The organism is Alkanindiges hydrocarboniclasticus, from assembly GCF_001982605.1.
GTDB lineage: Bacteria > Pseudomonadota > Gammaproteobacteria > Pseudomonadales > Moraxellaceae > Alkanindiges > Alkanindiges hydrocarboniclasticus.
Window position 1 is genome coordinate 274,773 of sequence record NZ_MLCN01000008.1, and the last position, 23,787, is coordinate 298,559.

Consider the following 23,787-nt stretch of genomic DNA (forward strand, 5'->3'; position numbering starts at 1 on the left):
TCTTCGCAAATGATGTAATTTTTAAAAAAGATCCGTGTGTTTGCAGGAAGAATAAGCAAATAAAAGCGCGGACATAGCAACCACTGGCGCTGTTTCGGTTCTTAAAATTCGTTCACCCAGTGTCCAGCATTCAAAATTATTTGAACTGGCCAGTTCGATCTCTGCGGCACTTAAACCGCCTTCTGGCCCAACCAGCAAATACAATGACTGTGGAAATGGCGCAGTAAAACTCACAGGCTGGCGTGCTGGGGCCAATACCAGTTTACGCCCATCTACGGATTCAAGCCGGGTTAGCCAGTCTTCCAGCGAGAGTGGGGGCAAAATAGCAGGCACACGATTCAGGCCGCATTGTTCACACGCTGCAATGGCCACTTGTTGCCAGTGTTCAATTTTTTTTTGGTCACGCTCGTATTTCAGGCGCATTTCGCAGCGCTCACTGACCAGCAGTTGTATGGCATGAACGCCAAGCTCGGTGGCTTTCTGGATGGCATAGTCCATACGGTCGCCTTTGCTCATGACCTGACCCAGTGTAACCTGATAATCCGGCGTGCGATCCTGCCCATCAAACTGCTGCAAAACCACACTGGCTGTTTTTTTCTGGATATCAGTGAGCGTGGCGGTATATTCACCGCCCTGACCATTAAACAGCACAGCCTGTTCACCGGTTTGTGCGCGCAGCACCCGCACCCAGTGATGAAACACGTTTTCAGGCAGGATTAATGTTTCATTCAGGTTTAAAGGAACATCCACATAAAAACGGGTCATAAATGCTCTGCTTAATAGTTAATTCGTTTGCGACTGGGTCAGGCTGCCAAAACCAGATCGTTGAAAATCAGGGAAGATTCAGGCCGGAGTGCAACATATGGTGGGTGCCTGTTGCAACAGGCTGGCTAATGGCCCAGTTAATTGCATGGATCGTTATTTCAAACATCTGGTTAATTTCATCGGCAGTTATACAGTAGGGCGGAATAAAGTACACATGATTGCCAATCGGGCGAATCAGTAAGCCGTGTTGCAGGGCATATTGTGCCATCAGGCGGGCGCGCTGCTGTGTTGCCGGATAAGACAGGCCATCTGGTTGTACTAGATCAAAGGCGGCAATCATGCCAGTTTGCCGGCAGTTTGCTACATTGGGGTGCTTGCCTAGTTCAGCCAGCTTGTGCTTAAACTGCTGTATATGCTGCTGGTTTTTTTGTAGGGTGTTTTCCTGCTCAAAAATAGCCAGAGAGGCGAGTGCCGCACGGGCCGCCAGTGGATTACCGGTAAAGCTGTGCGAATGCAAAAAGCCCTTGGCCACGTCCGGACTATAAAATACCTGATACACCTCATCGGTGGTCATCACACATGACATGGGCAAATAGCCAGCAGTTAACCCCTTCGACAGGCATAAAAAATCAGGGCAAATGCCTGCCTGCTCATGGGCAAACAAGGTGCCGGTACGGCCAAACCCAACTGCAATTTCATCCAGTATTAAATGAATCTGGTATTCATCACACAATTGCCGTAACCAGCTTAGGTAAACTGGCGGATACATTTTCATGCCCGCTGCACCCTGTACCAGCGGTTCGACAATAATGGCGCAAATGCGCTGCTGGTTTTCTTCAACTAGGATTTTAAGCTGGACAAAGCGCTGTAACAGGAAATCTTCATCAGACTGGTCATGTTCTTTTAGGGATAGGTCTGGCGTAGGTGCACGCAAATGCTGAATCAGTAACGGCCGGTACTGGCTGGAAAACAGCGGAATGTCTGTCACACTCAGGCTGCCCAGTGTTTCGCCATGGTAACCGTTTTCTAGGGAGATAAAAGTATTGCGTTCAGGTTTGCCTGATTGCTGCTCCGTGGTCTGATGCCAAAACTGCAAGCTCATTTTCAAGGCCACTTCTACGGCTGCCGAACCGCTATCGGCAAAGAAACAGCGCGTAAGTGGCGCAGGTGTGGCATCAACCAGCTTGGCCGCCAGTTGTTCAATGGGGCTATGGGTAAATCCCGCCAGAATCACCTGTTCAAACTGTTGCAGCTGATCGGTAATGGCTGCATTAATCGCCGGATGACTATGCCCATGCAAATTGACCCACCATGAGCTAATGCCATCCAGCACTGGCTGCCCATTGTCCAGATACAGATAAGCACCCTTGGCGCGGGTAATACGCGGCACCGGATTGGCATCGTGCTGATACATCTGGGTACAGGGATGCCACAATGCAGAAGTTCGTGCAGAAGCATGCATAACAAGTCTTTTCGTAAAATTAAAGTTTGAAAAAATGATGGGCTGATTTACGCATTGATTGCATCAATAGGTACTGAATTTTTTGGGCAAATATGGCATATAACAGCAGGGCCAATGCCAGACTCAACCATAGCAGAGAATTTGCCAAAGGAGATAAATGGCTTGCAGCAATCTTATAAAAAATAAGCAGCGCCACCAGTACAGCCAACAACCGAATGCTGCGCAGTAACTGGTTTGTCAGCAGTCCAATGCCCAGCACCACCATAACAAAACCGGGCAGTACGATCATCAGCATCATGAGCAATAAACCAAATATCATCAAGGTAATGCCGCATATAAGCCACAAGACCTTGAGAATACTTAAAAGGCGCATTGAGTCGGTTGGCCCGGTGTTAAGCCAAGCCCAGATCCTTCACCAGTTGACGGTTTGGTTCAGTCTGGTTCATGGTGTAAAAATGCAATGCAGGCGCACCGCCTTCAATCAGGCGCTGGCATAGCTTAACCACCACATCATGGCCAAACGCACGAATGCTGGCACTATCATCACCGTAGGTTGCCAGTTGCTTGCGAATCCAGCGTGGAATTTCAGCACCAGTTGAATCAGCAAAACGGATCAGGTTGCTGGCATTGGTAATGGGCATAATGCCGGGAATGATTGGCGTATCAATGCCCAGTTGTCGAATGCGGTCAATAAAATAAAAATAACTGTCTGCATTAAAGAAAAACTGGGTAATGGCAGCATTGGCACCTGCACGAACCTTGCCGGCAAAGCGCTCGATGTCCTGATCAAAGCTGGACGCTTGCGGATGCATTTCTGGATAAGCAGCCACTTCAATATGAAAATAATCCCCAGAATGATCGCGGATAAAACGCACCAGATCAGTGGCATAAGGCAGTTCGCCCAAGCCAACCTGACCAGATGGCAAATCACCCCGCAGTGCCACCAGACGGTTAATGCCTTTGGCCTTATAAATGTCCAGCAGTTCAGCAATGCGTGCCTTATCATCACCAATACAGGACAGGTGAGGCGCTACAGGCGCACCCTGACCATGCAATGCATCAATCGTGGACAAGGTACGTTCACGGGTAGAACCACCAGCACCATAGGTGACTGAAAAATATTGTGGATTAAGCTGCTGAAGCTCCTGGTGTACCACAACTAGTTTTTCTGCACCCACATCAGTTTTGGGCGGGAAAAACTCAAAAGAAATTGAAGTTGCCATGTCAAAACCATTGATAAAATAAATACGGATTTTAAAAAACCGCCAGAGATCAAAATACTGCTGGCGGCATGCTATCTTTAAAAATTAGTACTTATAGCTATCAGTTTTAAATGGCCCTTCCACAGGAACGCCCAGATAATCAGCTTGTGACTGGGTCAGCTGGGTTAGTACACCGCCAAAACCTGCAACCATGGCAGCCGCTACTTCTTCATCCAGTTTTTTAGGCAGAACTTCTACCCGGATATGGCTGGCTTTCTGATCAGCTGGCAAGTCAGCAAATTTTTCCTTATAAAGGTGCATTTGCGCCAATACCTGATTGGCAAACGAACCATCCATAATGCGGGAAGGGTGACCGGTTGCATTACCCAGATTCACCAGACGGCCTTCAGACAACAGGATTAAGTAGTCATCACTGGCATCAGAGCGGAATACCTGATGCACCTGTGGCTTCACTTCGTCCCAGCGGTAGTTGTTACGCAAATAAGCTGTATCAATTTCGGTATCGAAGTGACCAATGTTGCACACCACAGCCCCTTTTTTCAGGGTATTTAGCATGGCACTATCGCATACCTTGTCGTTACCAGTGGTAGTGACAATCAGATCAGTTGAACCCAGCAAGGCCTGGTTAATATCTGCTTCTTTACCCGTAACAACACCATTATTGTAGGGAGAAACCACCTCATAACCATCCATACAGGCTTGCATGGCGCAAATCGGATCAACTTCAGATACACGGACAATCATGCCTTCCTGACGCAGTGATTGCGCAGAGCCTTTGCCCACATCGCCATAACCAATTACCAGCGCACGACGACCAGACAACAGCATGTCGGTAGCACGCTTAATGGCATCGTTCAGGGAGTGACGGCAGCCGTATTTGTTGTCATTCTTGGATTTGGTGACAGAGTCATTCACATTAATGGCCGGTACTTTTAATGAACCTGCATGATGCATTTCAATTAGACGCATTACACCAGTGGTGGTTTCCTCAGTGACACCGTGAATGTTGTCCAGCAGCTGCGGATATTTTTTATGGATTAAACCGGTCAGGTCGCCACCATCATCCAGAATCATGTTGGCTGGCCATAACTCATCCGTGCCATTCACATGAATCTGTTGTTCCAGACACCATTCATACTCGGCTTCAGTTTCACCTTTCCAGGCAAATACCGGCACACCACTGGCCGCAATAGCTGCTGCAGCATGATCCTGAGTTGAAAAAATATTGCAGGACGTCCAGCGTACTTCAGCACCCAGATCAATCAGGGTTTCAATGAGCACTGCGGTCTGAATAGTCATGTGAATGCAGCCCAGAATCTTGGCACCAGCCAGTGGTTTTTCACTGGCATAGCGACGGCGCAGGCCCATCAGCGCTGGCATTTCTGCTTCGGCCAGCGAGATTTCCTTACGACCAAAGTCGGCTAGACTAATATCAGCAACTTTATAATCAGTAAATCCGGAGGTATTTTGAATAGACGCACTAACCGCGTTCATGAGGGATCTCCTTAAGATCAATCAATTCGCGGATGCCGTTCAATAAATGACATGCTCGAGCCTGGCAGTATATTACTTTACTGTTGCAGCACCCCTCGAGACCCGCTAATTTTACGCAATTGTTGCAGTGGTTCCAAGACTTACAGAAAAAATAAGCAAATAAATAATTTAAAACGAGAGGATTTTGTTAAAAAGCTGAGAAATAAGCACTTTTAAGCCATAATCTTGATACAACGTAACAAACACACAGGAATTATGAAGTTTGCTTATAGCTAAAGATAAAAAATAGCTTACTGAAAATTAAACACTTTTTATAAATTGTGTCAAAAGTTTACAGAAACTCTATAAAAATAATGAATTTGGTGACTGAAATTCTTTTTTAACCTGTGTTTAATAGCACTTGACCGATAGATAGACGTAATAATCCTTTGAGGAGCAATCATATGAAAACTTTACGTGTTTTAGCAGTATCTGCTGCTGTACTTGCAGCGACTAGCCCAGCATTTGCTGATGAAAAAGTAGTAACTGATGAAGGTATTGCTACTTTCTCTTTCTTTAAGCCTGCGTCTGTACGTATTGAGGGTGGTACTACTGGTTACGGTGGTGCGATTGCTTACGGTGTAAACCAGTATACTGATCTGGTGCTGGGTTACAACGGTGGTGATGCTGCTGATCTGGTAGGTGGCGAAGTAAAATATAATGGTGTTGAATACGATCTGGAACAGGACAACAACACTGCTTATCTGAATGCTGAAATTCGTCCATTTGGTAACTGGTTCCACGTTGCTTTAGGTACTGCTTACAATGACAATGAGTATAAGGTAAGTACCCGTAACAACCGTGGCGATATCAAAATTAACGGAACTGAGTTTGATAATGCAACTGCCAATGTCCGTGGCCGTATCAACTACAAAAATGACATCGTTCCTTATATCGGCTTTGGTGTATCTCCATCAATTACCAGCCGCATTGGCCTGTTTGCTCAGGTAGGTGCATTCTATAATGGTAACCCAGAAGTGCATTTAGACACTGATACGCCATTGGCACTTGGTAACGATGGTCAAACCCTGCGTGCTGCTCTGGATGAAGAAGAACGCGATATCCGCAATGATGACAAATACAAGTGGATGCCAGTTGGTAAAGTAGGTTTGAGCTTCCGCTTCTAATCTACAGGCCTCCTGTAAAACCAAAAAGCAGACTTCGGTCTGCTTTTTTTATGGTTTAAACATATAAAGCAATTGAGTGAGTAGGGTGGTCTAACGCTACAAAGCCCAAGTTAAACCTCAGGCTGTGCAGCTTTTTTTAACGCTTTAATATCTGCCTCGGGTGAGCATAGGGAAATGAACTCGTAACCATAACCACGCAGCAAATGGCCCTTTCGCACAGCAATCCAGGTAGTATTTTCACCAAACAGGTCAATCTGTAATTGATGCAGGCGGCGGTCACGGTCTGCATCATAGGCGATGGAGTTCACAATACCTACGCCCATGCCAAGTTCGACATAGGTTTTAATCACATCGGCATCCAGTGCAGACATAACAATATCAGGGGTTAGGCTGGCATTGGCAAATGCTGCATCAATTTTGGAGCGTCCGGTAAATCCACCGTGATAGGTAATCAGTGGCCACTGTGCCAGTTCATCCAGTGTAACGGTTTGCTGCTGCGATAACGGATGGCCCTGTGGGGTAATAATGCTGTGATACCAGTGGTAATAGGGCACGCTGGCCAGACTTTCTTCTTGCGTTAGGGATTCGGTCGCAATGCCAATATCTGCTTCGCCGTGCATTAGCATTTCCGTAATCTCAACCGGGCTGGCCTGCTGTAAAATCAGGTGAACCTTGGGAAAGGCTTTTTTAAACTTGGCCACAATTGGCGGCAGGATATAACGTGCCTGCGTGTGCGTGGTCGCAATAATCAGTTCACCCTGATCCACCCGGTTAAAATCATCAGAAAGCCGTTTAATATTATCGGCATCACGCAGCATGCGTTCGACAATGCCCAGCAAAGATTGGCCGGGTTCTGTCAGGCCAAGGATGCGCTTGCCTTTACGGATAAAAAGTTGCACGCCCAGTTCATCTTCAAGATCCTTGATGTGTTTGCTGACACCAGATTGTGAGGTAAACAGGGCATTTGAGGCATCAGTCAGGTTAAAATTCTGGCGTACTGTTTCGCGGATAATCCGTAATTGTTGAAAATTCATTATCGTTAATCTCCAGATTTTCTATACGTTATGCTGCACTTGAAACTGCAATAAATAGGAAAACAGGCGCTGATGAACGCCTGAATCATAAAGCACTATGGCTTGGCATCAAATCGAATTAAGCGGCATAACCATTAAAAAGATGCAGGTTGCTGGCTGTCACCCAGACAGTTTGCCCCGGTTGCAACGTCAGGTTGAGTTGTTGTTCCTGCGTGAGGGCCACTTCAAGCAAGCGGCCTTGCCTGTCCTGTAGTTCTATCCGGATTTGTCCGGCTAGCCAGACATCACGAATAACCTTGGCCTGCAAACTTGGCTCGGCAGGCGCTTGTGTATGAATGTGTAGCTCATTGGGCCGGGCAAATACAATGACATTGTTCTGGCTATTAGCCTGAGATGGTTCATGCTGGGACTGTGGATGCTGATAATGTTGGGGTAACACCAGCTGGTCGTCAGAAAATATCACACGGTTGCCTTGCCGCTGGCCTTCCAGCCGGTTGGCCTGTCCTAAAAAGTCAAAGACAAACGGAGTGGCGGGATGGTCATAAACCTCACGCGGGCTACCAATTTGTTCAATATTGCCTTTGTTCATCACCACAATCTGGTCGGCTACTTCCAGTGCTTCCTCCTGATCATGCGTGACAAAAATTGAGGTAATGTGTAGTTCATCATGCAGGCTACGCAACCAGCGACGCAGTTCTTTACGTACCTTGGCATCAAGCGCACCAAATGGTTCATCCAGCAATAACACGCGTGGTTCTACGGCAAGGGCGCGTGCCAAGGCAATCCGCTGACGCTGGCCACCGGATAACTGGGCGGGAAAACGGTCTGCCAGAAAACCCAGTTGCACCAGATCAAGCAGCTTACTGACCCGTTTTTTGATTTCCGCCTCAACAGGACGGGTTTTACGGGGGCGTACACGTAAGCCGAAGGCCACATTGTCAAATACGGTCATGTGGCGGAACAGGGCATAGTGCTGGAACACAAAACCCACCTGACGATGGCGCACATGGGTATCGGTGGCATCTTCACCTTCCAGCAGGATTTGTCCGCCATCGGCTGATTCCAGCCCGGCAATAATACGCAGCAGGGTGGTCTTGCCACAACCGGAAGGCCCCAGCAGCGCCACCAGTTCACCTTCGGGAAAATCGAGGCTAATGTTGTTTAGGGCATGAAAACTGCCAAACTGTTTATCAATATTTTTAACCTGAATGCTCATGGCTTGTGTCCTATAATTTGGTATCGAAAAATGGGGTGTCGAAAATGGACTATCGAAGTAAGCGGGATTTAGGCGGTGGAATCGGTGCGGTTATCTTGCTGACTGCTGCGCGATTCAATCCATACCTTAAGAATCAGGGTCAAAATCGCCAGTAAGGCCAACAGGGACGACACGGCAAACGCGGCGCTAAAGGTATACTCGTTGTATAAAATTTCGACATGCAGCGGCAGGGTATTGGTTTCACCGCGAATATGACCAGACACCACTGACACCGCGCCAAATTCACCCATAGCCCGTGCATTACACAAAATCACGCCATACAGCAGGCCCCATTTAATGTTGGGCAAAGTGACATGCCAGAAGGTTTGCCAGCCGTTGGCACCCAGCACAATGGCTGCTTCCTCTTCTTCGGTGCCTTGCGCTTCCATCAGTGGAATCAGCTCGCGTGCAACAAAGGGAACCGTGATAAATACCGTAGCCAGTACAATGGCCGGCACTGCATACAAAATCTGAATGTCATGATCCCGCAGGGTTTCCCCAAACCAGCCTTGTGCCCCAAACAGCAGCACCAGCATTAAACCGGCAATGACTGGCGATACCGAAAATGGCAGGTCAATTAAGGTGGTTAAAATGGATTTGCCACGAAACCTGAACTTGGCCACACTCCATGCAGCCGCAATCCCAAAAATCACATTCACAGGCACCGCAATGGCTGCCGTGAGCAGGGTGAGTTTGACTGCTGCCAAGGTATCTGGGTCGATCAGCGCATGAAAATACACCTCGATGCCCTGTTTAAAGGCTTCAACAAATACCAGAATCAGGGGTAATAACAGGCAGCTTGCAAAGAAAATCAGGCTAATGGTTAACACGATATAGCGCACCAGCGGCGATTCACGGGTGGCATCACGTGATTGCAAGCGGTCTGACAGGGCATTCCCACTAGTAATAGATAAACTCATGATGCAACCCTTCCGGTACGGCGACTGGCCCAAGCCTGTAAAAAGTTAATCAGTAGTAACAATGCAAATGAAATCACCAGCATGACCACAGCAATGGTGGTTGCACCGGCATAGTCATACTCTTCAAGCCGCGAAATAATCAGTAAAGGTGCAATTTCAGTTTTAAATGGCTGGTTACCGGCAATAAAAATTACTGATCCGTATTCACCTACGCCACGGGCAAATGCCAGTGCAAAGCCAGTGAGCAATGCCGGAAAAAGAATGGGAAAAATCACCTTGGTGATGGTTTGCAGACGCGAAGCACCCAAAGCCGTTGCTGCTTCTTCCAGTTCAGTTTCCAGATCAGCCAATACTGGTTGCACAGTACGTACCACAAAAGGCAGGCCAATAAAAATCAGGGCAAGGGTAATGCCAAGGCTGGTATAGGCAATCTGAATGCCCAGCGGTTCAAGGTATTGACCCAGCCAGCCATTTTTGGAATATAGTGTGGTCAGGGCAATACCTGCCACAGCAGTTGGCAGGGCAAAGGGCAGGTCAACCAGTGCATCCACAATGCGCTTGCCGGGAAAGCTGTAACGTACCAGTACCCAGGCTAACAGCAAGCCAAACACAACATTCACCAGGGCTGCAATCAGTGCTGCACTAAAGCTAAGTTGCAAGGCTTTCAGGATTCGCTCAGAAGTCAGAATTTCAATCAGGCCATCCCAGCCAATGCCCAGTGAACGGATAAATACTGCTGACAACGGCACCAGTACCACCAGCGATAAATACAATAAGGTAAAACCCAGTGATAACCCAAAACCTGGCAGGACGCGGGTTTGTTTAGCCCTAACATTTGCCATAAATAACCTCAAATAAACTGCTAAAACGAGTGAGAAAACCGGAAGTGTTGTGTGGTGGGCAAGTCCCGCATTCGGGCACTACGGTTTAGCGGCTGGCGTACAGGCGCTAAAGGTGAACGGGCTGATCCTGCTGTTAAAAGGTCAAGATAGGGCAAGAGTTGTGGCCATGTACCAAACCTGGCAGCCACATTGATATGACCGGCATTGCCCAGATCAACCAGCCTTGATTGCCACTGGCTGGCCAGTATTTTGGCGGCTTCAAAGTCAAGCCATGGATCAGTCTGGCTGGCAATCAGCAGGCTAGGGACTGGTAAGGTACTGCCAGCAAATGTATTGGGTAGCAACTGTGCAATACTGGCCTGACCAGATTGGCGCAAACCAGTGGCAGAAAACCGTTCAGGATTGGCAGGCGCAACCAGAATGAGTGAGTCCACTTGATCAGCTAATTCCGGGTGTTGTTTTAGCGCAGCAACGCTGGTCAGGCAGCCAAAACTATGTGCCACAATCTGCACCGGCTTGTTCTGTTGCTGCACAACCTTGGTCAGTTGGGCAACCCATTGTTGCAGTACAGGCTGGTGCCAGTTTTGCTGTTCAACGCGCTCGCTATCAGGCAGAACGTGTTGCAGCCAGCTTTGCCAATGTTGCGCTTCACTACCACCAACACCCGGAACAATTAAGCGTTTCATCACCTTACTCCCAAGCTTGCCCAATTCTTGATTTGATCCAGCCCTGACTGGCTACTGTTTACCCGAGTTCTGGGCCACGATCTGGTCAAAGACGCCGTTATTGTCAAAATGTGCCTTCTGGGTTTTTCTCCAGCCGCCAAATTCCTTGTCTATCGTGATCAGCTTTAACGGCCTGAACACGTTTTTATATTTGGCGAGAACTTGCGCATTACGCGGGCGGTAAAAGTTTTTGGCTGCAATTTCCTGTCCTGCTGGAGAGTACAGATAGTTGAGGTAGCCGGTTGCCAGATTGCGGGTGCCATGCTTGTCCACGTTCTTGTCCACAATGGCTACTGGCGGTTCTGCCAGAATAGACAGGCTGGGGGTGATGATTTCAAATTTGTCCGGCTGCTCACGAATAGCCAGATACGCTTCGTTTTCCCAGGCCAGCAGCACATCCCCAATACCGCGTTCAACAAAAGTAGTGGTGGCGCCACGTGCACCGGAATCCAGCACCTTGGTGTGCTGATAAACCTGACGGACAAATTCACGCGCTGTAGTATCATTTCCACCTTTTTGATGTTTGGCCCAAGCCCAAGCCGCCAGATAATTCCAGCGCGCACCACCAGAAGTTTTTGGGTTGGGTGTAATAATCTCAACGCCGGGCTTTACAATATCGCCCCAGTCCTTGATCTGCTTTGGATTGCCCTTACGCACCAGAAAAACAATAGTGGAGGTATAAGGCGTAGAATTTTGCGGAAACTGTTTTTGCCAGTTTTTGTTTTTAATTAAAGATGTATTGTCAACAATGGCATCAATATCCGAAGCCAGCGCCAGTGTTACCACATCGGCTTCCAGACCATCAATAACCGAGCGGGCCTGCTTGCCGGAGCCACCATGTGACTGGCGAAAATTAATCTCTTGTCCGGTTTTTTGTTGCCAGTAAGTCCCAAAAGACTTATTAAAGTCATCGTATAGTTCGCGGGTTGGATCGTAAGACACATTTAAAAAATTGATAGGCGCTGCCAAAGCACTGCTACTGAACAAAATAGCCGCAAGGCCAGCAGTCAAACTTGTGGTAAAACGAATTGCCATTTTATTTCTCCAGAATTTTGCACTTTTTAAGATGAAGAACAGTGCTTTTCATCACTGATTGGAATAAGCATAAAAACTTCTGTACAAATAAAAAAACAATAAAAAAAGCATTTCTTATGAAAAAATATGATTTAAAGAAAGATGAATTCAGGAAATACTAGCAAGGGTTATCATCAACATGGCCAGTTTGAGGACGCATCATGATCAGTATTAAAAATGGCAAATATTGTCAGCAGGTTGACTGTCAGGATCGTGCTTTTTTATATGGTGATGGCTTTTTTACCACCATCAGGCTGGAAGACGGCAAGCTTTGCCTGTGGCAGCGTCATATCGAGCGGCTGATTCAGTGTGCCGATCAGCTGGGCTTTAATCTGGATATTGAAGTGCTGGAGCAGCAGGTTCAGGACTTCCTCAAAGACCATGATCGCTCCTTTGGAATCGTCAAAATTATTGTGAGCCGTGGCTTGGGCGAGCGTGGCTATTTACCACCTGAACAAAGTGCCGATATTTATATCCAGTTTTTCCCTGCCGAAAAACCGGAAGTTGTTGCTGAACCAGCACAGCCTATTGAGAGTGGTTTATTACAGCTAACCTTGGGCCATGTGATGCCAGCCATTGCCGGCTTAAAAACCCTAAACCGCATGGAGCAGGTCTTGTTACGGCAGGAACTGGCTGCAACAACATGGCCTGAAGCGCTGGTGTCTGATATTCAGGGTAACCTGATAGAAGGTGTCTACAGCAATTGCTTTTTTTACATGGACGACAAGTGGTATACGCCCTTGCTGGATCAGGCCGGTATTGCAGGGGTGATGCGTGCCGAAATTCTGGCTCAAATGCTGGCCGACAATATCCCCCATCTTATTACCCACATTCCCAAAACAGTGGTTGACCAGATTGAAGCCCTGTTTTTTTGTAATGCCTTAAGTGGCATTGTGCCTGTAAAAAGCCTAAATAGCCGCCCCTTAAATACTAAACCTGTGGAGCAGTTAAAGCAGAAGCTGCATGGTTTGTCTTATTAAAATTTCCTCAGACTGTTGCTGATTTAATCAGCAGGTTGGGTTGGGCTTAATCTGAACTGCTCAATTTTGCCATCAAGTTCTGCTATGCTTGCTTACCTTTGTTCAGCATCAACCGGTTATGGCAAAACGTCCTGTTAACACGAAAGCAAAACCCAAAACCACAGCAGCAAAATCCGGGGCAGGTATTCTCCAGTCTAAAAGCATACGTTTGCTGGTAGTGGCTGCCATTGCAGGCCTACTGGTACTATGGATGCTGCTATGGCAGGGACTTTGGCGTGAAATTCCCATGCGCAGCCAGAGCCAGATGCTAAATATCAAACAGGGCCAAACCTATTCAGGCTTAATTGCAGAGCTTAGTGAAAAAGGCCAGATTCGGGTGCCGGTCATGGCTAAAATTTATCAGCGCCTGTTTATCCATGACACCTTAAAAGCCGGTGTTTATGAAATTCAACAAGGCACAACTGTTCAGCAATTGCTGCAAATGCTGAGTAATGGCAAGCTGGCGCAGATGAATCGTGTGCTGGTGATTGAAGGCACTACCTTTGCCCAGCTCCGTAAACGTCTGGATAGCGACCCCAATGTAACCCATACCTTAAAAGGTCTGGATACCCAGCAAATGCTGAAAAAGCTGGAGATTAACCAGCCACATCCTGAGGGATGGTTTGCACCGGATACCTATTATTTTGCCAAGGGTGAAACTGACGCAGCCATTTTAAAGCACTTGTACCGCACCCAGAAAAAGATTGTGGATGAGGCCTGGCAAAAGCGTGCGCCCAACCTGCCGTATAAAAATGCCTATGAAGCCCTGATTATGGCTTCCATCGTTGAACGGGAAACAGGTGTGCCCAGCGAGCGACAGGACGTAGCCGGAGTGTTTGTCCGCCGCCTAAAGATAGGCATGCGTCTGCAAACCGACCCGACAGTAATTTATGGCATGGGTGACAATTATAAAGGCAATATTCGCCGTCAGGATTTGCTCACGCCAACGCCCTACAACACGTATACCATTGATGGCTTGCCGCCAACACCAATTGCATTACCCAGCAAGGCCTCCATTGAAGCCGCACTGCATCCGGCAGCCGGTAACAGCCTGTACTTTGTGGCGACTGGCACAGGCGGGCATGTGTTTAGCAGTTCACTGGAGCAGCACAATCAGGCTGTGGCCAATTACCTGAAAGTCTTGCGCCAGAAACGGGCGGCCAATGCCAATTCAGCCGGAGTCAGCCCTTAATGTTCATAAGTTTTGAAGGCACAGAAGGAGTAGGCAAAACTACCCTGATTAAAAGTCTGGCTGATTATTTGCAGCAACAGGGTAAGGATATTCTACTCACCCGTGAACCCGGCGGTACACCGCTGGCTGAACAAATCCGTGAGTTGCTGCTTAGCCCGCAGGATGAAGCCATGAGTGAAAACTGCGAGCTTTTACTGATCTTTGCGGCCCGTGCCCAGCATATTGCACAGGTCATTCAACCCGCATTGAATGCAGGCCGGTGGGTGCTGAGTGACCGTTTTGTTGATGCCAGTTTTGCCTATCAGGGTGGCGGCCGCGGCTTGAATGTACAAACCATTGAGCTATTGCGCCAGCAATTTGTACCCGTAATGCCACATATTACCTTCTGGCTGGATGCACCGGTAGAGCTTGGCATGCAACGTGCGCGCAAGCGCGGTGCCCTAGATCGGTTTGAGCAGGAAAAACTGGAATTTTTTCAAAAAGTACGTGCATCCTACCAAAACCGGGCGAATGCAGAGCCGAAGCGTTTTGTACAACTGGATGCCAGCCAGACCCCAGCACAAATTCTGGAACAAGCCATTGCTGTGCTCAAACAAAAAACCACATTGTCATCCAGCTAAAGTGTAGAGACAAAAATATAAAGGCAAAACTGGGTCTGCCTTTATATTTACCTGTAAATTCTATAGAAAGTTACGATGTAGCCTGCCTTCACACTACAATAGGAGACTGGGCTACAAAGCCCGGTGGTAGCAGCACGGTATCGCGAATTTCATTCGAAGTGTCCGGATAGTCCAGCGTATAGTGCAGGCCACGTGACTCATGGCGCTGTAAGGCGCAGCGTACAATCATCTCTGAAACCAGCACCAGATTGCGTAATTCAATCAGGTTTTTGGTAATAACATAACCCTGATAATAATCTTCAATTTCCCGCTTGAGCAATTCAATCCGGTTTAGGGCACGTTGCAGGCGCTTGGTAGTGCGTACAATACCCACATAGTTCCACATAAAGCTGCGTAGCTCATCCCAGTTTTGCAAAATTACCACGTCTTCATCCGGGTTTTGGACTTTGGATGCATCCCAGTCTGGCACATGGTTAATAGTAGGCGTATCCGGATGCAACTGGGCAATATGCCGTGCAGCACTCATACCGTACACAAAGCATTCCAGCAGAGAATTACTGGCCATCCGGTTAGCACCATGCAATCCGGTGAATGAAGTCTCACCAATCGCATATAAACCGGCAATATCGGTCTGGCTATGACTATCGACCATTACCCCGCCACAGGTGTAATGCGCCGCTGGAACTACCGGAATCATGTCCTTGGTAATATCAATGCCCAGCTCCAGCAGGCGCTCATACAGGGTCGGGAAGTGGGATTTTACAAAGTCTTCCGGCTGATGGGTAATATCCAGCCACACATGGCGGATACCCAGCCGTTTCATTTCATAGTCAATAGCACGTGCCACAATATCACGCGGGGCCAGTTCAGCACTTTCATGGAAACGCTGCATAAAGCGCTCACCATCCGGCAAGCGCAAATAAGCGCCTTCTCCACGCATGGCTTCTGTAATCAGAAAAGAACGGGCCTGCGGATGGTACAGGCAGGTAGGGTGAAACTGGTTAAATTCCAGATTAGCCACCCGGCAGCCTGCACGCCATGCCATTGCAATACCGTCTCCGGTCGCAATATCTGGGTTGGAAGTGTACAGATAAGCTTTGCTGGCACCTCCGCAAGCCAGGGCCACAAACGGTGCTAGTAGGGTTTCAACCTGCTCGGTATGAATGTTCAGCACATATAGGCCAGCAACACGGTTACTGTCTTCCAGACCTAAACCCAGACGCTGGGTAGTAATGACATCAATGGCCGCATAGTTTTCAAGCAAGGTCACATGCTTGCATTCACGTACCCGCTTAACCAGCGTGGTTGAAATTGCCATGCCAGTAGCATCCGCTGCATGAATAATCCGGCGCTGGGAGTGGCCACCTTCACGGGTTAAATGCAGTTGTTCTGCTTCATCCAGCGTAAAGCGTACGCCTTGTTCCAGTAGAAAATTAACCGCATCACGGCCATGTTCTACCGTAAATGCCACAGCATCGTGGTGACATAAATAGGCACCAGCAATCAGGGTATCTTCAACATGCTGTTCTACCGAATCTGTTTCATCCAGAACTGCTGCCACACCGCCCTGGGCATAATAGGTGCTGGCTTCTGTCAGGACTGATTTTGCCAGCACAGCAACTTTAAGATGAGTTGGCAATGACAAGGCAAGTGTTAAACCTGCTGCACCACTACCTACAATGATCACATCATAAACAGATGCATGGCTCTGGTCGGGCATTGTAAAAGGCCTGAAATATATTAAAAAAACAGAGGCGAATAACACGCCAAAATGATTAAAAACGCAAGCTTTTTAAGCAAAAATTTATGATTGGAAATACAGATTTAACTGTATGAAATTTCACATTTTCTACATAATTTCAATTAAAGCCGTTATTTAGCCAAAACTGAAACGATTGCTAACAGAAAATCCATAAAAAGTCTGTTAAAACATTTAACTACTTTTCGGATTACATAGACTCACTAGGAAGGCAGTCAATGAGTATGAAATACGTTCAACAGGGTATTTTTGCAGCAGTATGTTCCATTGTCGTTAGTCAGTCCGGCATAGCGGCAACTCCTGTTGATTTCTCATCATTAGTTCAGACAGTTAGCCCTGCGGTTGTTCGCGTGAACGTTTCCAAAAAGCTGAGTCAGGAAGAATTATTACAACAACAAATGCCTGAGCTGCTTCGCCGTTTTTTTGGCAATAATATCCAGATTCCCAATCAGCGCATACCACAGGAGCAAAGTGCCTATGGTAGTGCTTTTTTCATTACCAAAGATGGCTATTTGCTTACTAACCACCATGTTGTTAGCGATGCCAGCAAGGTCACTATTACTTTAAATGACCGCCGTGAGATTGATGCCGAACTGGTCGGAAGTGATGCCCGTACTGATGTAGCCGTGCTAAAAGTTAAAGGCAGTGATTTTCCAGCCTTGCGTACAGGCGATGCGAACCGCTTAAAAGTGGGTGAACCTGTACTGGCTATTGGCTCACCGTTTGGCTTTGATTATTCCGCTTCTGCCGGGATTGTAAGTGCAAAATCACGCACCATGTCGCGTGAAAATGCCGTACCTTTTATTCAAACCGATGTGGCCTTAAACCCGGGTAATTCAGGGGGTCCCCTATTTAACCAGCAGGGTGAGGTAGTGGGTATTAACTCACGGATTTTTAGTGGCACTGGTGGCTACATGGGTTTGTCGTTTTCAATTCCCATTGATGTGGCCATGGACGTTGCCAACCAGATTATTAAAACCGGCAAGGTGTCGCGGGCTTATCTGGGCGTCATGTTACAGGATATTGACCGTAACCTTGCCGAAGCATATGAGCTGTCACGTCCAGAAGGGGCGCTGGTAACGCAGGTATCGGAAGATACCCCTGCCAGCAAGGCGGGTTTGAAAGCCGGGGATATTATCCTTGCCTACAATGGCACCACGATTAATCGCACTACAGATTTAATTAACCTGATTAATCGCACACGCCCAAACCAGACGGCAACTATGGTGGTGCAACGCAACAATAAACAGTTATCCCTAAGCGCCATGTTAACCAGTGCGCCTGATGACACACCAGCCGCTGAAAGCATGAAAACTGATCAGGGGAAAGGGCCTTCGCTGGGCATGCAATTGCGTGACTTAACTCCCGCTGAAACCCAGAGTCTCAAAGTAAAAGGCGTTGTAATTACTGATGTATTACCGGGCGGATTGGCTGCCCACGCCGGTTTATTGCCGGGTGATGTAATCACCCGTTTAAATAATACAGAGACTCCAAATGCAGTAGCCTTGTTAAATGTGATTCGTAACTTGCCATTAAACCGTGTAGTCCGTGTTGCTATTCAGCGCGATGGTGTGCCAGCGATTGTTGGATTAAGGGTAGAGTAAAGAAAATACAAAAGAGGGGTATTTCTCCTCTTTTGTACAAAATGTTAATAAATGTATTTTGTGCTTATGTCACAATAGACATATGAATTTGGGTTAATCTTTTTATTTCCATGACTGAAATTATCGACCGTCCGCTGCCGCTAAAACCGCGTGGTGGTTTAGCAGTGCAATATGCTGCTATTCGGGCCTTATTTTTACGCGAGCTGCAGACTCGATTTGGGCATTATCGTCTTGGATATTTGTGGGCAATTTTAGAGCCTGGTCTGTTAGTAGGAACTAAGCTTGTGCTTTTCGGCTCTATTATGCAGAGGGCTATTCCTTCTATGAGCTACTCTTTGTTTCTCATATGTGGGGTTTTACCTTTTCTGATGGTAATGAGGTCAGCTACTAAATCTATGGGGGCGGTTTCTAGTAATAAAGGCTTATTTATATATAGATCCGTAAAACCTATAGATGCAGTTATAGCTAGAGTTTTATTGGAAGGCATTCTTTATTTTATAGTATTTTTTATCTTTCTCTTTGCTTTAGTATATGCAGGAGATGAGATTAGCTTTAGTAATATTCCTGCATTATTGGGTTGTTGGCTTATTTTATTGATATTCTCTCTAGGCTTCTCATTAATCATGGCTGTTTTGGGAGATTTATCTGAAGAGCTGGCTAAATTTGTTAAATCGTTTTTTTTCATTTTATATTTTTTATCTGCTGTGATGTATTCAGTAAATACCATTCCAGTACAGTATCATGTCTATATTTTATGGAATCCTATTGTGCATGGTCTAGAGTACATGCGTCATACTATTAATCCAGATTATTCTATAAATTTTATCTCTTTAAGATATCTAATTTATAGCACAATTATAGTCTTATTTGTAGGTTTATTAAGTTATAAATCTCGCGAAAGGATAATGTTAAAGACAAAATGATTATACTTGAAAACTTAACCAAGTCATATGTAACTCCAAAAGGTCGTCACTATGTGTTTAAAAACTTGAATGCTGTATTGCCTGAAAATAAAAGTGTAGCTTTGCTTGGTAAAAATGGTGCTGGAAAAAGTACTTTGCTACGTATTATTGGTGGTATTGATCATCCTGATTCAGGTAAAGTTCTCACGAATGCTTCTATCTCGTGGCCTGTGGGAATGGCAGGAGGTTTTCAGGGCAGTTTAACAGGTCGACAAAACGTAAAGTTTGTATCACGCCTCTATGTTCCAGAAAGCGAAGTTAATAATAAAGTTGATTTTGTTGAGGATTTTGCGGAGTTAGGTAAATATTTTGATATGCCTATTAAGAGTTATTCTTCAGGTATGCGTGCAAGAATAGGTTTTGGTTTAAGTATGGCATTTGATTTTGATTATTATCTTCTTGATGAGGCGGGGGCAGTAGGTGATGCAAGTTTTAGAGCTAAGAGTCAGATATTTCTGGATAATTTGAAAAAAAATGCCAACATTATTATGGTATCACATAATTTGAAGGATTTACCACGTAATTGTGATGTGGGTATAGTGGTAATGAATGGTGAGGCTATATTTTATGAAAACGTTGAAGAAGCGGTAGAGGTATATAAACAATATGCGCTTGCTAAAAAATAACCGTATTTGGTTAATCTATTTTTCAGTAGTATTAATACCTCTGCTTACTATCAGTTTTTACCTTTTTACTTTGGCAAAAGATCGTTATGTTTCAACTTCGGTTGTGATCGTTAAGCAGGTGGGGCAGGTTGGAATTGAACAAACAAATGGTTTAGGGGCGCTCTTAGGTGTAAATAATACAAGTGCAGAAGATGCCCAATTCCTAAAAGCATATATTCAATCACCAGATATGATTTATCAGCTTAATAAAGAGCTAAACTTGATTGATGAGTTCAAGGGGGATGGTTCTGATCCTATTTTTCAACTGCCAGCCAATGCTTCTGTAGAGACATTGGTGAATTATTTTAATAAACGTGTTCAAGTGAATCTTGATGAAAAAACCATGATGTTAAAGGTAGTCACTCAAGGATTTTCGCCTGAATTTTCATTAAAATTAAATAAAGCCATTTTGTCACAAAGTGAGCAATTCATTAATAATGTTTCACAAAGAATTGCTAAAGACCAGCTTGTATTTGCGCAAGATCAACTTAATGAAGCTACTTCACAACTTTCAATGGCACGAACTCGACTATTAAACTATCAAAATCAGAATCAAATGTTTGATCCCCAAACGCAAGCTCTGGCGGTAGCACAATTAGTAACAGGGCTAGAGTCAAATTTGGCACAATTACGTACAGAAGAGCGTATGTTGTTAAGCTATTTAAATCCAGATGCCCCACAGGTCATAGCGGTTCGCAGCCAAATAATTGCATTAGAGCAACAAATTAATCTTGAAAAATCAAAGCTTACCTCTAAAAGCGCTGGAAATAAGCTTAATAGTCGGGCAGCTGATTTCGAAGCTCTTAAAGCTCAGGTAGAATTTAATACTGATCTTTATAAAATATCTCTAGGTTCATTAGAAAAAGCTCGATTAGAGGCAGTACGTAAGCTTAAAAATGTAATCGTAATTACCAGTCCTCAATTGGCACAGGATGCTTACTATCCACGTCGCGGTTATATTTTATTATCGGCGTTTTTTATACTTACCGTTTTATTTGGTATCGGGCAGCTTATTGCTTCAGTCATTCGTGAGCATCAGGAGTAATACAATGAAAAAATTAGCTTTGTTGATGGCAATCTCCTGTGTTGGCAGCTCCGGCTTTGCCGCTGTAAATAACTATTTACCTGAAGATCTTGGGGTAGCAAGCAATTTAAGCAATAACCCTGCTTATCAAACCCAAAATAATGAAGCAAATTCTGTGGCTGCTGCAACCATGTTGCCTTCTAATTCAATCATTAATATGGGCAATACCTCTCCATCTATTAATAATACTGATAGTCATATGTTTGGTGCGCAGCTGTTTAAAGGTGCTTTTGCCAGTAGCTCCGGAAGTACTTTTAATTCCAGTTATATGATTAATCCTGGGGATAACATTCAATTGCGCTTATGGGGTGCTTATCAATTTGCGGGTACACTTACTGTAGATCCACAAGGCAATATTTTCATTCCTAATGTTGGACCGTTAAAAGTTGCGGGTGTTAATAATGGTCAACTGCAAAATATTGTTCAGCAAGCTGTTCGCCGGGTATATGTTTCCAACGTTGGCGTCTATGCAGCCTTGGAGCAGGCACAGCCGGTCAAAGTTCTGGTTACAGGGTCAGTAACTCAGCCAGGCTCTTATGGCGGGGTATCTTCTGACTCAGTGCTTGCTTATCTTGACCGGGCAGGAGGTGTTGATTCAGAACGCGGCAGCTATGTCGATGTAGAGATCCTACGGAATGGTCGAATTATGCAATATGTTAATCTTTACGATTTTTTGCTAGCTGGTCAAATTCAACCCTTTGCTTTTAAAGATGGTGACGTCATTGTAGTAGCACCACGTAAACACACTTTTTCCATTGGCGGAGAAGTTTATAACGCTTACGATTTTGAATTCGATGTACCAGAGTTAACAGTAGCTAAAGCATTATCGGTTGCCCGCTTGAAACCTGGTGCCACCAATATTAGTATTATGCGCAGGCAAGGCACAGAATTTAAAAGTGAATACTATACGCTTGCGCAGGCTCAAAATGTCTTGTTGCAAGATGGTGATGTCGTCACTGTGACAGCAGATCGCTATGCGGGCACGATTCAAGTAAGGATAGAAGGGGCGCATAATGGTGCGCATGCTATTGTATTGCCTTATGGTTCAACCTTAAAACAGGTTTTACAGCAAATAAAGCCGAATAGCCTTTCTCAAGTAGATGCAATACAGTTATTTAGACCTTCTGTAGCAGTGCGCCAGAAAGAGATGCTCAATATTTCTCTAGATAAACTGGAAGAGGCAACTTTGTCAGTGCGTTCAGCCACACGTGAAGAAGCAGAACTGCGTTTAAAGGATGCTGAACTTATCAAACAGTTTGTGGCTAAGGCACGGCAGATACAACCTAAAGGCCAGGTAATTCTTAATAAGAATAATCTTGACAGTATTATATTGGAGCAGGGAGATACTGTCAGCATACCGGAAAAAACTTCTATTACACTGATTCATGGTGAGGTGATGTTTCCGAATGCTGTAGCCTGGGCGCCTCAGATCAAAGCCAAAGACTATATTAAACAGGTTGGCGGTTATACCCAAAAATCAAATAAATCCAAGATTATTATTATTCATCAAAATGGTGAATCAGAACTGGTAAGCGCTAATTATATGGTTAAGCAAGGTGATGAAATTATGGTACTGCCTAAAGTTTCTACCAAAAGTGTGGAAATCGGACGTGGTTTAACACAAATTTTATATCAATTGGCAATTGCCGCCAAAGTTGTTTTAGATTTTTAAGGGAAAGTGTAGCATGAGTTTAATTAGCCTTTTTACTGATCATGGGAAGCGTAAAGTAGATATTAATTTAAGATTAAAAAAAATCAGAAAAAACATAGCAGATTTACCTGAATTAATTGAGAATCTTAGTATTTTAAATAAAAATAAAAAAATCAAAAAGTTGTTGAAAGACCCAAGGAAATTTTTTTTAGATAGTAAGTTTTTTCCGAATAGTTTTGAACCTATCGTAAATGAAGTATTTAATTTTAAAGATGGTATTGATGTTGTTAGGTTTGAAAGTTTTATTTCTTTAGAAGATTTAGAGAATGATAGACCTCTTATACTCATCTTTAATTGTAATGATTGGAAAAGAGAGTATATTTTAAATTATTTTCCTAATAACCATTTATTATTTGCCCCTATTAAATATAATGATAAAGAAATTCGGTTGGCTCTTGAAAAAATTTATGCTTATAAAACTCCTCAAAGTGTGATAATTTGGGGTAGTCAGCATAATGAAAGCGTATTAAGTTATTGTAGGGATTATAATATTTCTATTAAAAGAGTAGAAGATGGTTTTTTACGCTCTGCTCAATTAGGTGTAGAATATAGCCGCCCATTATCATTGGCTTTTGATAGTTTAGGTTTATATTTTGATAGTTATAAAGCATCAGATGTTGAAAACTTGCTAAATTTTGAAAGTCTAGAAAACTATGATGACTATATTGAGCAATCTATTGCTTTAATTAATTTAATTAAAATATTAAAAATTAGTAAATACAATAAACCTAGCTTATATAATATAGAAGAGATTTTGGGTCCAAAGCTTAAGAAAAGAATCTTGGTAATTGGTCAAAGTAGAAATGATGCATCATTGCGCTTAGGTGGAGTTGATGATTACTCAATTGAAAACATGATTGATATAGTTAATAGTGAGCATAAAAATGTTGAAATCATATATAAGCCACATCCTGACGAGATTTATAAAAATTTGGCGAACTTAGAAACATATAATAATGTCCGTACTTTAATAGAAGATGTTAATCTTGGTGATATTTTTGAATGTGTTGATCATGTATATGTCTATACATCTTTAAGTGGAATGGAAGCATTATTTTATAACTTGAAAGTTACCGTGCTTGGTAAGCCATTTTATGCAGGTTGGGGCCTTACTGATGATAGAAAAGAAATTAGTAGAAGATATAGAAAATTAAGTTTATTAGAGTTATTTTATATTAGTTATGTATTATATCCAACATATGAAATCAATA

22 protein-coding genes and 1 riboswitch are annotated in these 23,787 nt (G+C 44.7%); of the genes, 10 read left to right on the forward strand and 12 right to left on the reverse strand.

The window, feature by feature from the left end; all coding sequences use genetic code 11:
• Nucleotides 1–21 precede the first annotated feature (21 nt).
• The 5 genes from BKE30_RS04445 to ahcY form a co-directional block, all read right to left on the reverse strand.
• Nucleotides 22–765, reverse strand: a complete 744-nt coding sequence (locus BKE30_RS04445) for a 16S rRNA (uracil(1498)-N(3))-methyltransferase (RefSeq protein ID WP_076877423.1) — start codon at nt 763–765, stop codon at nt 22–24.
• A gap of 67 nt (nt 766–832) precedes the next feature.
• Complete coding sequence (gene bioA / locus BKE30_RS04450) at nt 833–2,227, reverse strand: adenosylmethionine--8-amino-7-oxononanoate transaminase (RefSeq protein ID WP_076877424.1); 1,395 nt, start codon at nt 2,225–2,227, stop codon at nt 833–835.
• Nucleotides 2,228–2,246: 19 nt separating this feature from the next.
• Complete coding sequence (locus BKE30_RS04455; RefSeq protein WP_143253645.1) at nt 2,247–2,525, reverse strand: hypothetical protein; 279 nt, start codon at nt 2,523–2,525, stop codon at nt 2,247–2,249.
• Between the two features lie 94 nt (nt 2,526–2,619).
• On the reverse strand, nt 2,620–3,450 hold the full coding sequence (metF, locus tag BKE30_RS04460) for a methylenetetrahydrofolate reductase [NAD(P)H] (RefSeq protein WP_076877426.1): 831 nt from the start codon (nt 3,448–3,450) through the stop codon (nt 2,620–2,622).
• Nucleotides 3,451–3,534: 84 nt separating this feature from the next.
• On the reverse strand, nt 3,535–4,944 hold the full coding sequence (ahcY, locus tag BKE30_RS04465) for an adenosylhomocysteinase (RefSeq protein WP_076877427.1): 1,410 nt from the start codon (nt 4,942–4,944) through the stop codon (nt 3,535–3,537).
• 23 nt (nt 4,945–4,967) lie between these two features.
• A riboswitch (S-adenosyl-L-homocysteine riboswitch) is annotated at nt 4,968–5,047 on the reverse strand.
• 340 nt (nt 5,048–5,387) lie between these two features.
• Here ahcY and BKE30_RS04470 point away from each other — a divergent pair.
• Entirely contained in the window at nt 5,388–6,110 is a 723-nt protein-coding gene (locus BKE30_RS04470) for a hypothetical protein (protein WP_076877428.1), read from the forward strand.
• A gap of 110 nt (nt 6,111–6,220) precedes the next feature.
• Here BKE30_RS04470 and BKE30_RS04475 read toward each other — a convergent pair whose 3' ends face one another.
• The 6 genes from BKE30_RS04475 to BKE30_RS04500 form a co-directional block, all read right to left on the reverse strand.
• Nucleotides 6,221–7,144 carry a CysB family HTH-type transcriptional regulator gene (locus tag BKE30_RS04475; protein ID WP_076877429.1) on the reverse strand — a complete coding sequence of 308 codons (924 nt, stop codon included), beginning with the start codon at nt 7,142–7,144 and terminating at the stop codon, nt 6,221–6,223.
• 118 nt (nt 7,145–7,262) lie between these two features.
• Nucleotides 7,263–8,360, reverse strand: a complete 1,098-nt coding sequence (locus BKE30_RS04480; protein WP_076877430.1) for a sulfate/molybdate ABC transporter ATP-binding protein — start codon at nt 8,358–8,360, stop codon at nt 7,263–7,265.
• Nucleotides 8,361–8,428: 68 nt separating this feature from the next.
• A complete protein-coding gene (gene cysW, locus BKE30_RS04485; RefSeq protein WP_076877431.1) occupies nt 8,429–9,319 on the reverse strand; it encodes a sulfate ABC transporter permease subunit CysW in 891 nt (296 codons plus the stop codon).
• Nucleotides 9,316–10,161 carry a sulfate ABC transporter permease subunit CysT gene (gene cysT, locus BKE30_RS04490; protein WP_076877432.1) on the reverse strand — a complete coding sequence of 282 codons (846 nt, stop codon included), beginning with the start codon at nt 10,159–10,161 and terminating at the stop codon, nt 9,316–9,318. Before cysT ends, cysW begins: the two co-directional genes overlap by 4 nt.
• Nucleotides 10,162–10,181: 20 nt before the next feature.
• The gene (locus BKE30_RS04495) at nt 10,182–10,850 is read right to left on the reverse strand and encodes an RBBP9/YdeN family alpha/beta hydrolase (protein WP_076877475.1); all 669 of its coding nucleotides are present in this window, start codon (nt 10,848–10,850) and stop codon (nt 10,182–10,184) included.
• A gap of 48 nt (nt 10,851–10,898) precedes the next feature.
• Entirely contained in the window at nt 10,899–11,921 is a 1,023-nt protein-coding gene (locus BKE30_RS04500) for a sulfate ABC transporter substrate-binding protein (RefSeq protein ID WP_076877433.1), read from the reverse strand.
• Between the two features lie 200 nt (nt 11,922–12,121).
• Between BKE30_RS04500 and pabC the strand changes: the two genes are divergently transcribed.
• From pabC to tmk, 3 genes are all read left to right on the forward strand, one after another.
• Nucleotides 12,122–12,940, forward strand: coding sequence for an aminodeoxychorismate lyase (gene pabC / locus BKE30_RS04505; RefSeq protein ID WP_076877434.1), 819 nt, complete (start codon nt 12,122–12,124; stop codon nt 12,938–12,940).
• Nucleotides 12,941–13,058: 118 nt separating this feature from the next.
• Nucleotides 13,059–14,171 (forward strand): endolytic transglycosylase MltG, encoded by a 1,113-nt coding sequence (gene mltG, locus BKE30_RS04510; RefSeq protein WP_076877435.1) that lies wholly within the window; start codon nt 13,059–13,061, stop codon nt 14,169–14,171.
• Nucleotides 14,171–14,791, forward strand: a complete 621-nt coding sequence (gene tmk / locus BKE30_RS04515) for a dTMP kinase (protein WP_076877436.1) — start codon at nt 14,171–14,173, stop codon at nt 14,789–14,791. Before mltG ends, tmk begins: the two co-directional genes overlap by 1 nt.
• Nucleotides 14,792–14,879: 88 nt before the next feature.
• Here the strand turns inward: tmk and nadB are convergent, their stop codons facing one another.
• Entirely contained in the window at nt 14,880–16,511 is a 1,632-nt protein-coding gene (gene nadB / locus BKE30_RS04520) for an L-aspartate oxidase (RefSeq protein WP_076877437.1), read from the reverse strand.
• 257 nt (nt 16,512–16,768) lie between these two features.
• Between nadB and BKE30_RS04525 the strand changes: the two genes are divergently transcribed.
• The 6 genes from BKE30_RS04525 to BKE30_RS04550 form a co-directional block, all read left to right on the forward strand.
• Complete coding sequence (locus tag BKE30_RS04525; RefSeq protein ID WP_076877438.1) at nt 16,769–18,154, forward strand: Do family serine endopeptidase; 1,386 nt, start codon at nt 16,769–16,771, stop codon at nt 18,152–18,154.
• A 110-nt stretch (nt 18,155–18,264) separates the two neighbouring features.
• Nucleotides 18,265–19,077 (forward strand): ABC transporter permease, encoded by an 813-nt coding sequence (locus BKE30_RS04530; RefSeq protein ID WP_076877439.1) that lies wholly within the window; start codon nt 18,265–18,267, stop codon nt 19,075–19,077.
• Nucleotides 19,074–19,742, forward strand: coding sequence for an ABC transporter ATP-binding protein (locus BKE30_RS04535; RefSeq protein WP_076877440.1), 669 nt, complete (start codon nt 19,074–19,076; stop codon nt 19,740–19,742). The genes BKE30_RS04530 and BKE30_RS04535 overlap by 4 nt, the downstream gene beginning before the upstream one ends.
• Nucleotides 19,723–20,826 carry a capsule biosynthesis protein gene (locus BKE30_RS04540; RefSeq protein ID WP_076877441.1) on the forward strand — a complete coding sequence of 368 codons (1,104 nt, stop codon included), beginning with the start codon at nt 19,723–19,725 and terminating at the stop codon, nt 20,824–20,826. Before BKE30_RS04535 ends, BKE30_RS04540 begins: the two co-directional genes overlap by 20 nt.
• A gap of 4 nt (nt 20,827–20,830) precedes the next feature.
• Complete coding sequence (locus BKE30_RS04545) at nt 20,831–22,537, forward strand: polysaccharide biosynthesis/export family protein (RefSeq protein ID WP_076877442.1); 1,707 nt, start codon at nt 20,831–20,833, stop codon at nt 22,535–22,537.
• Nucleotides 22,538–22,550: 13 nt separating this feature from the next.
• A partial coding sequence (locus BKE30_RS04550; protein ID WP_076877443.1) for a capsular polysaccharide export protein, LipB/KpsS family occupies nt 22,551–23,787 on the forward strand: 1,237 nt, incomplete at its 3' end.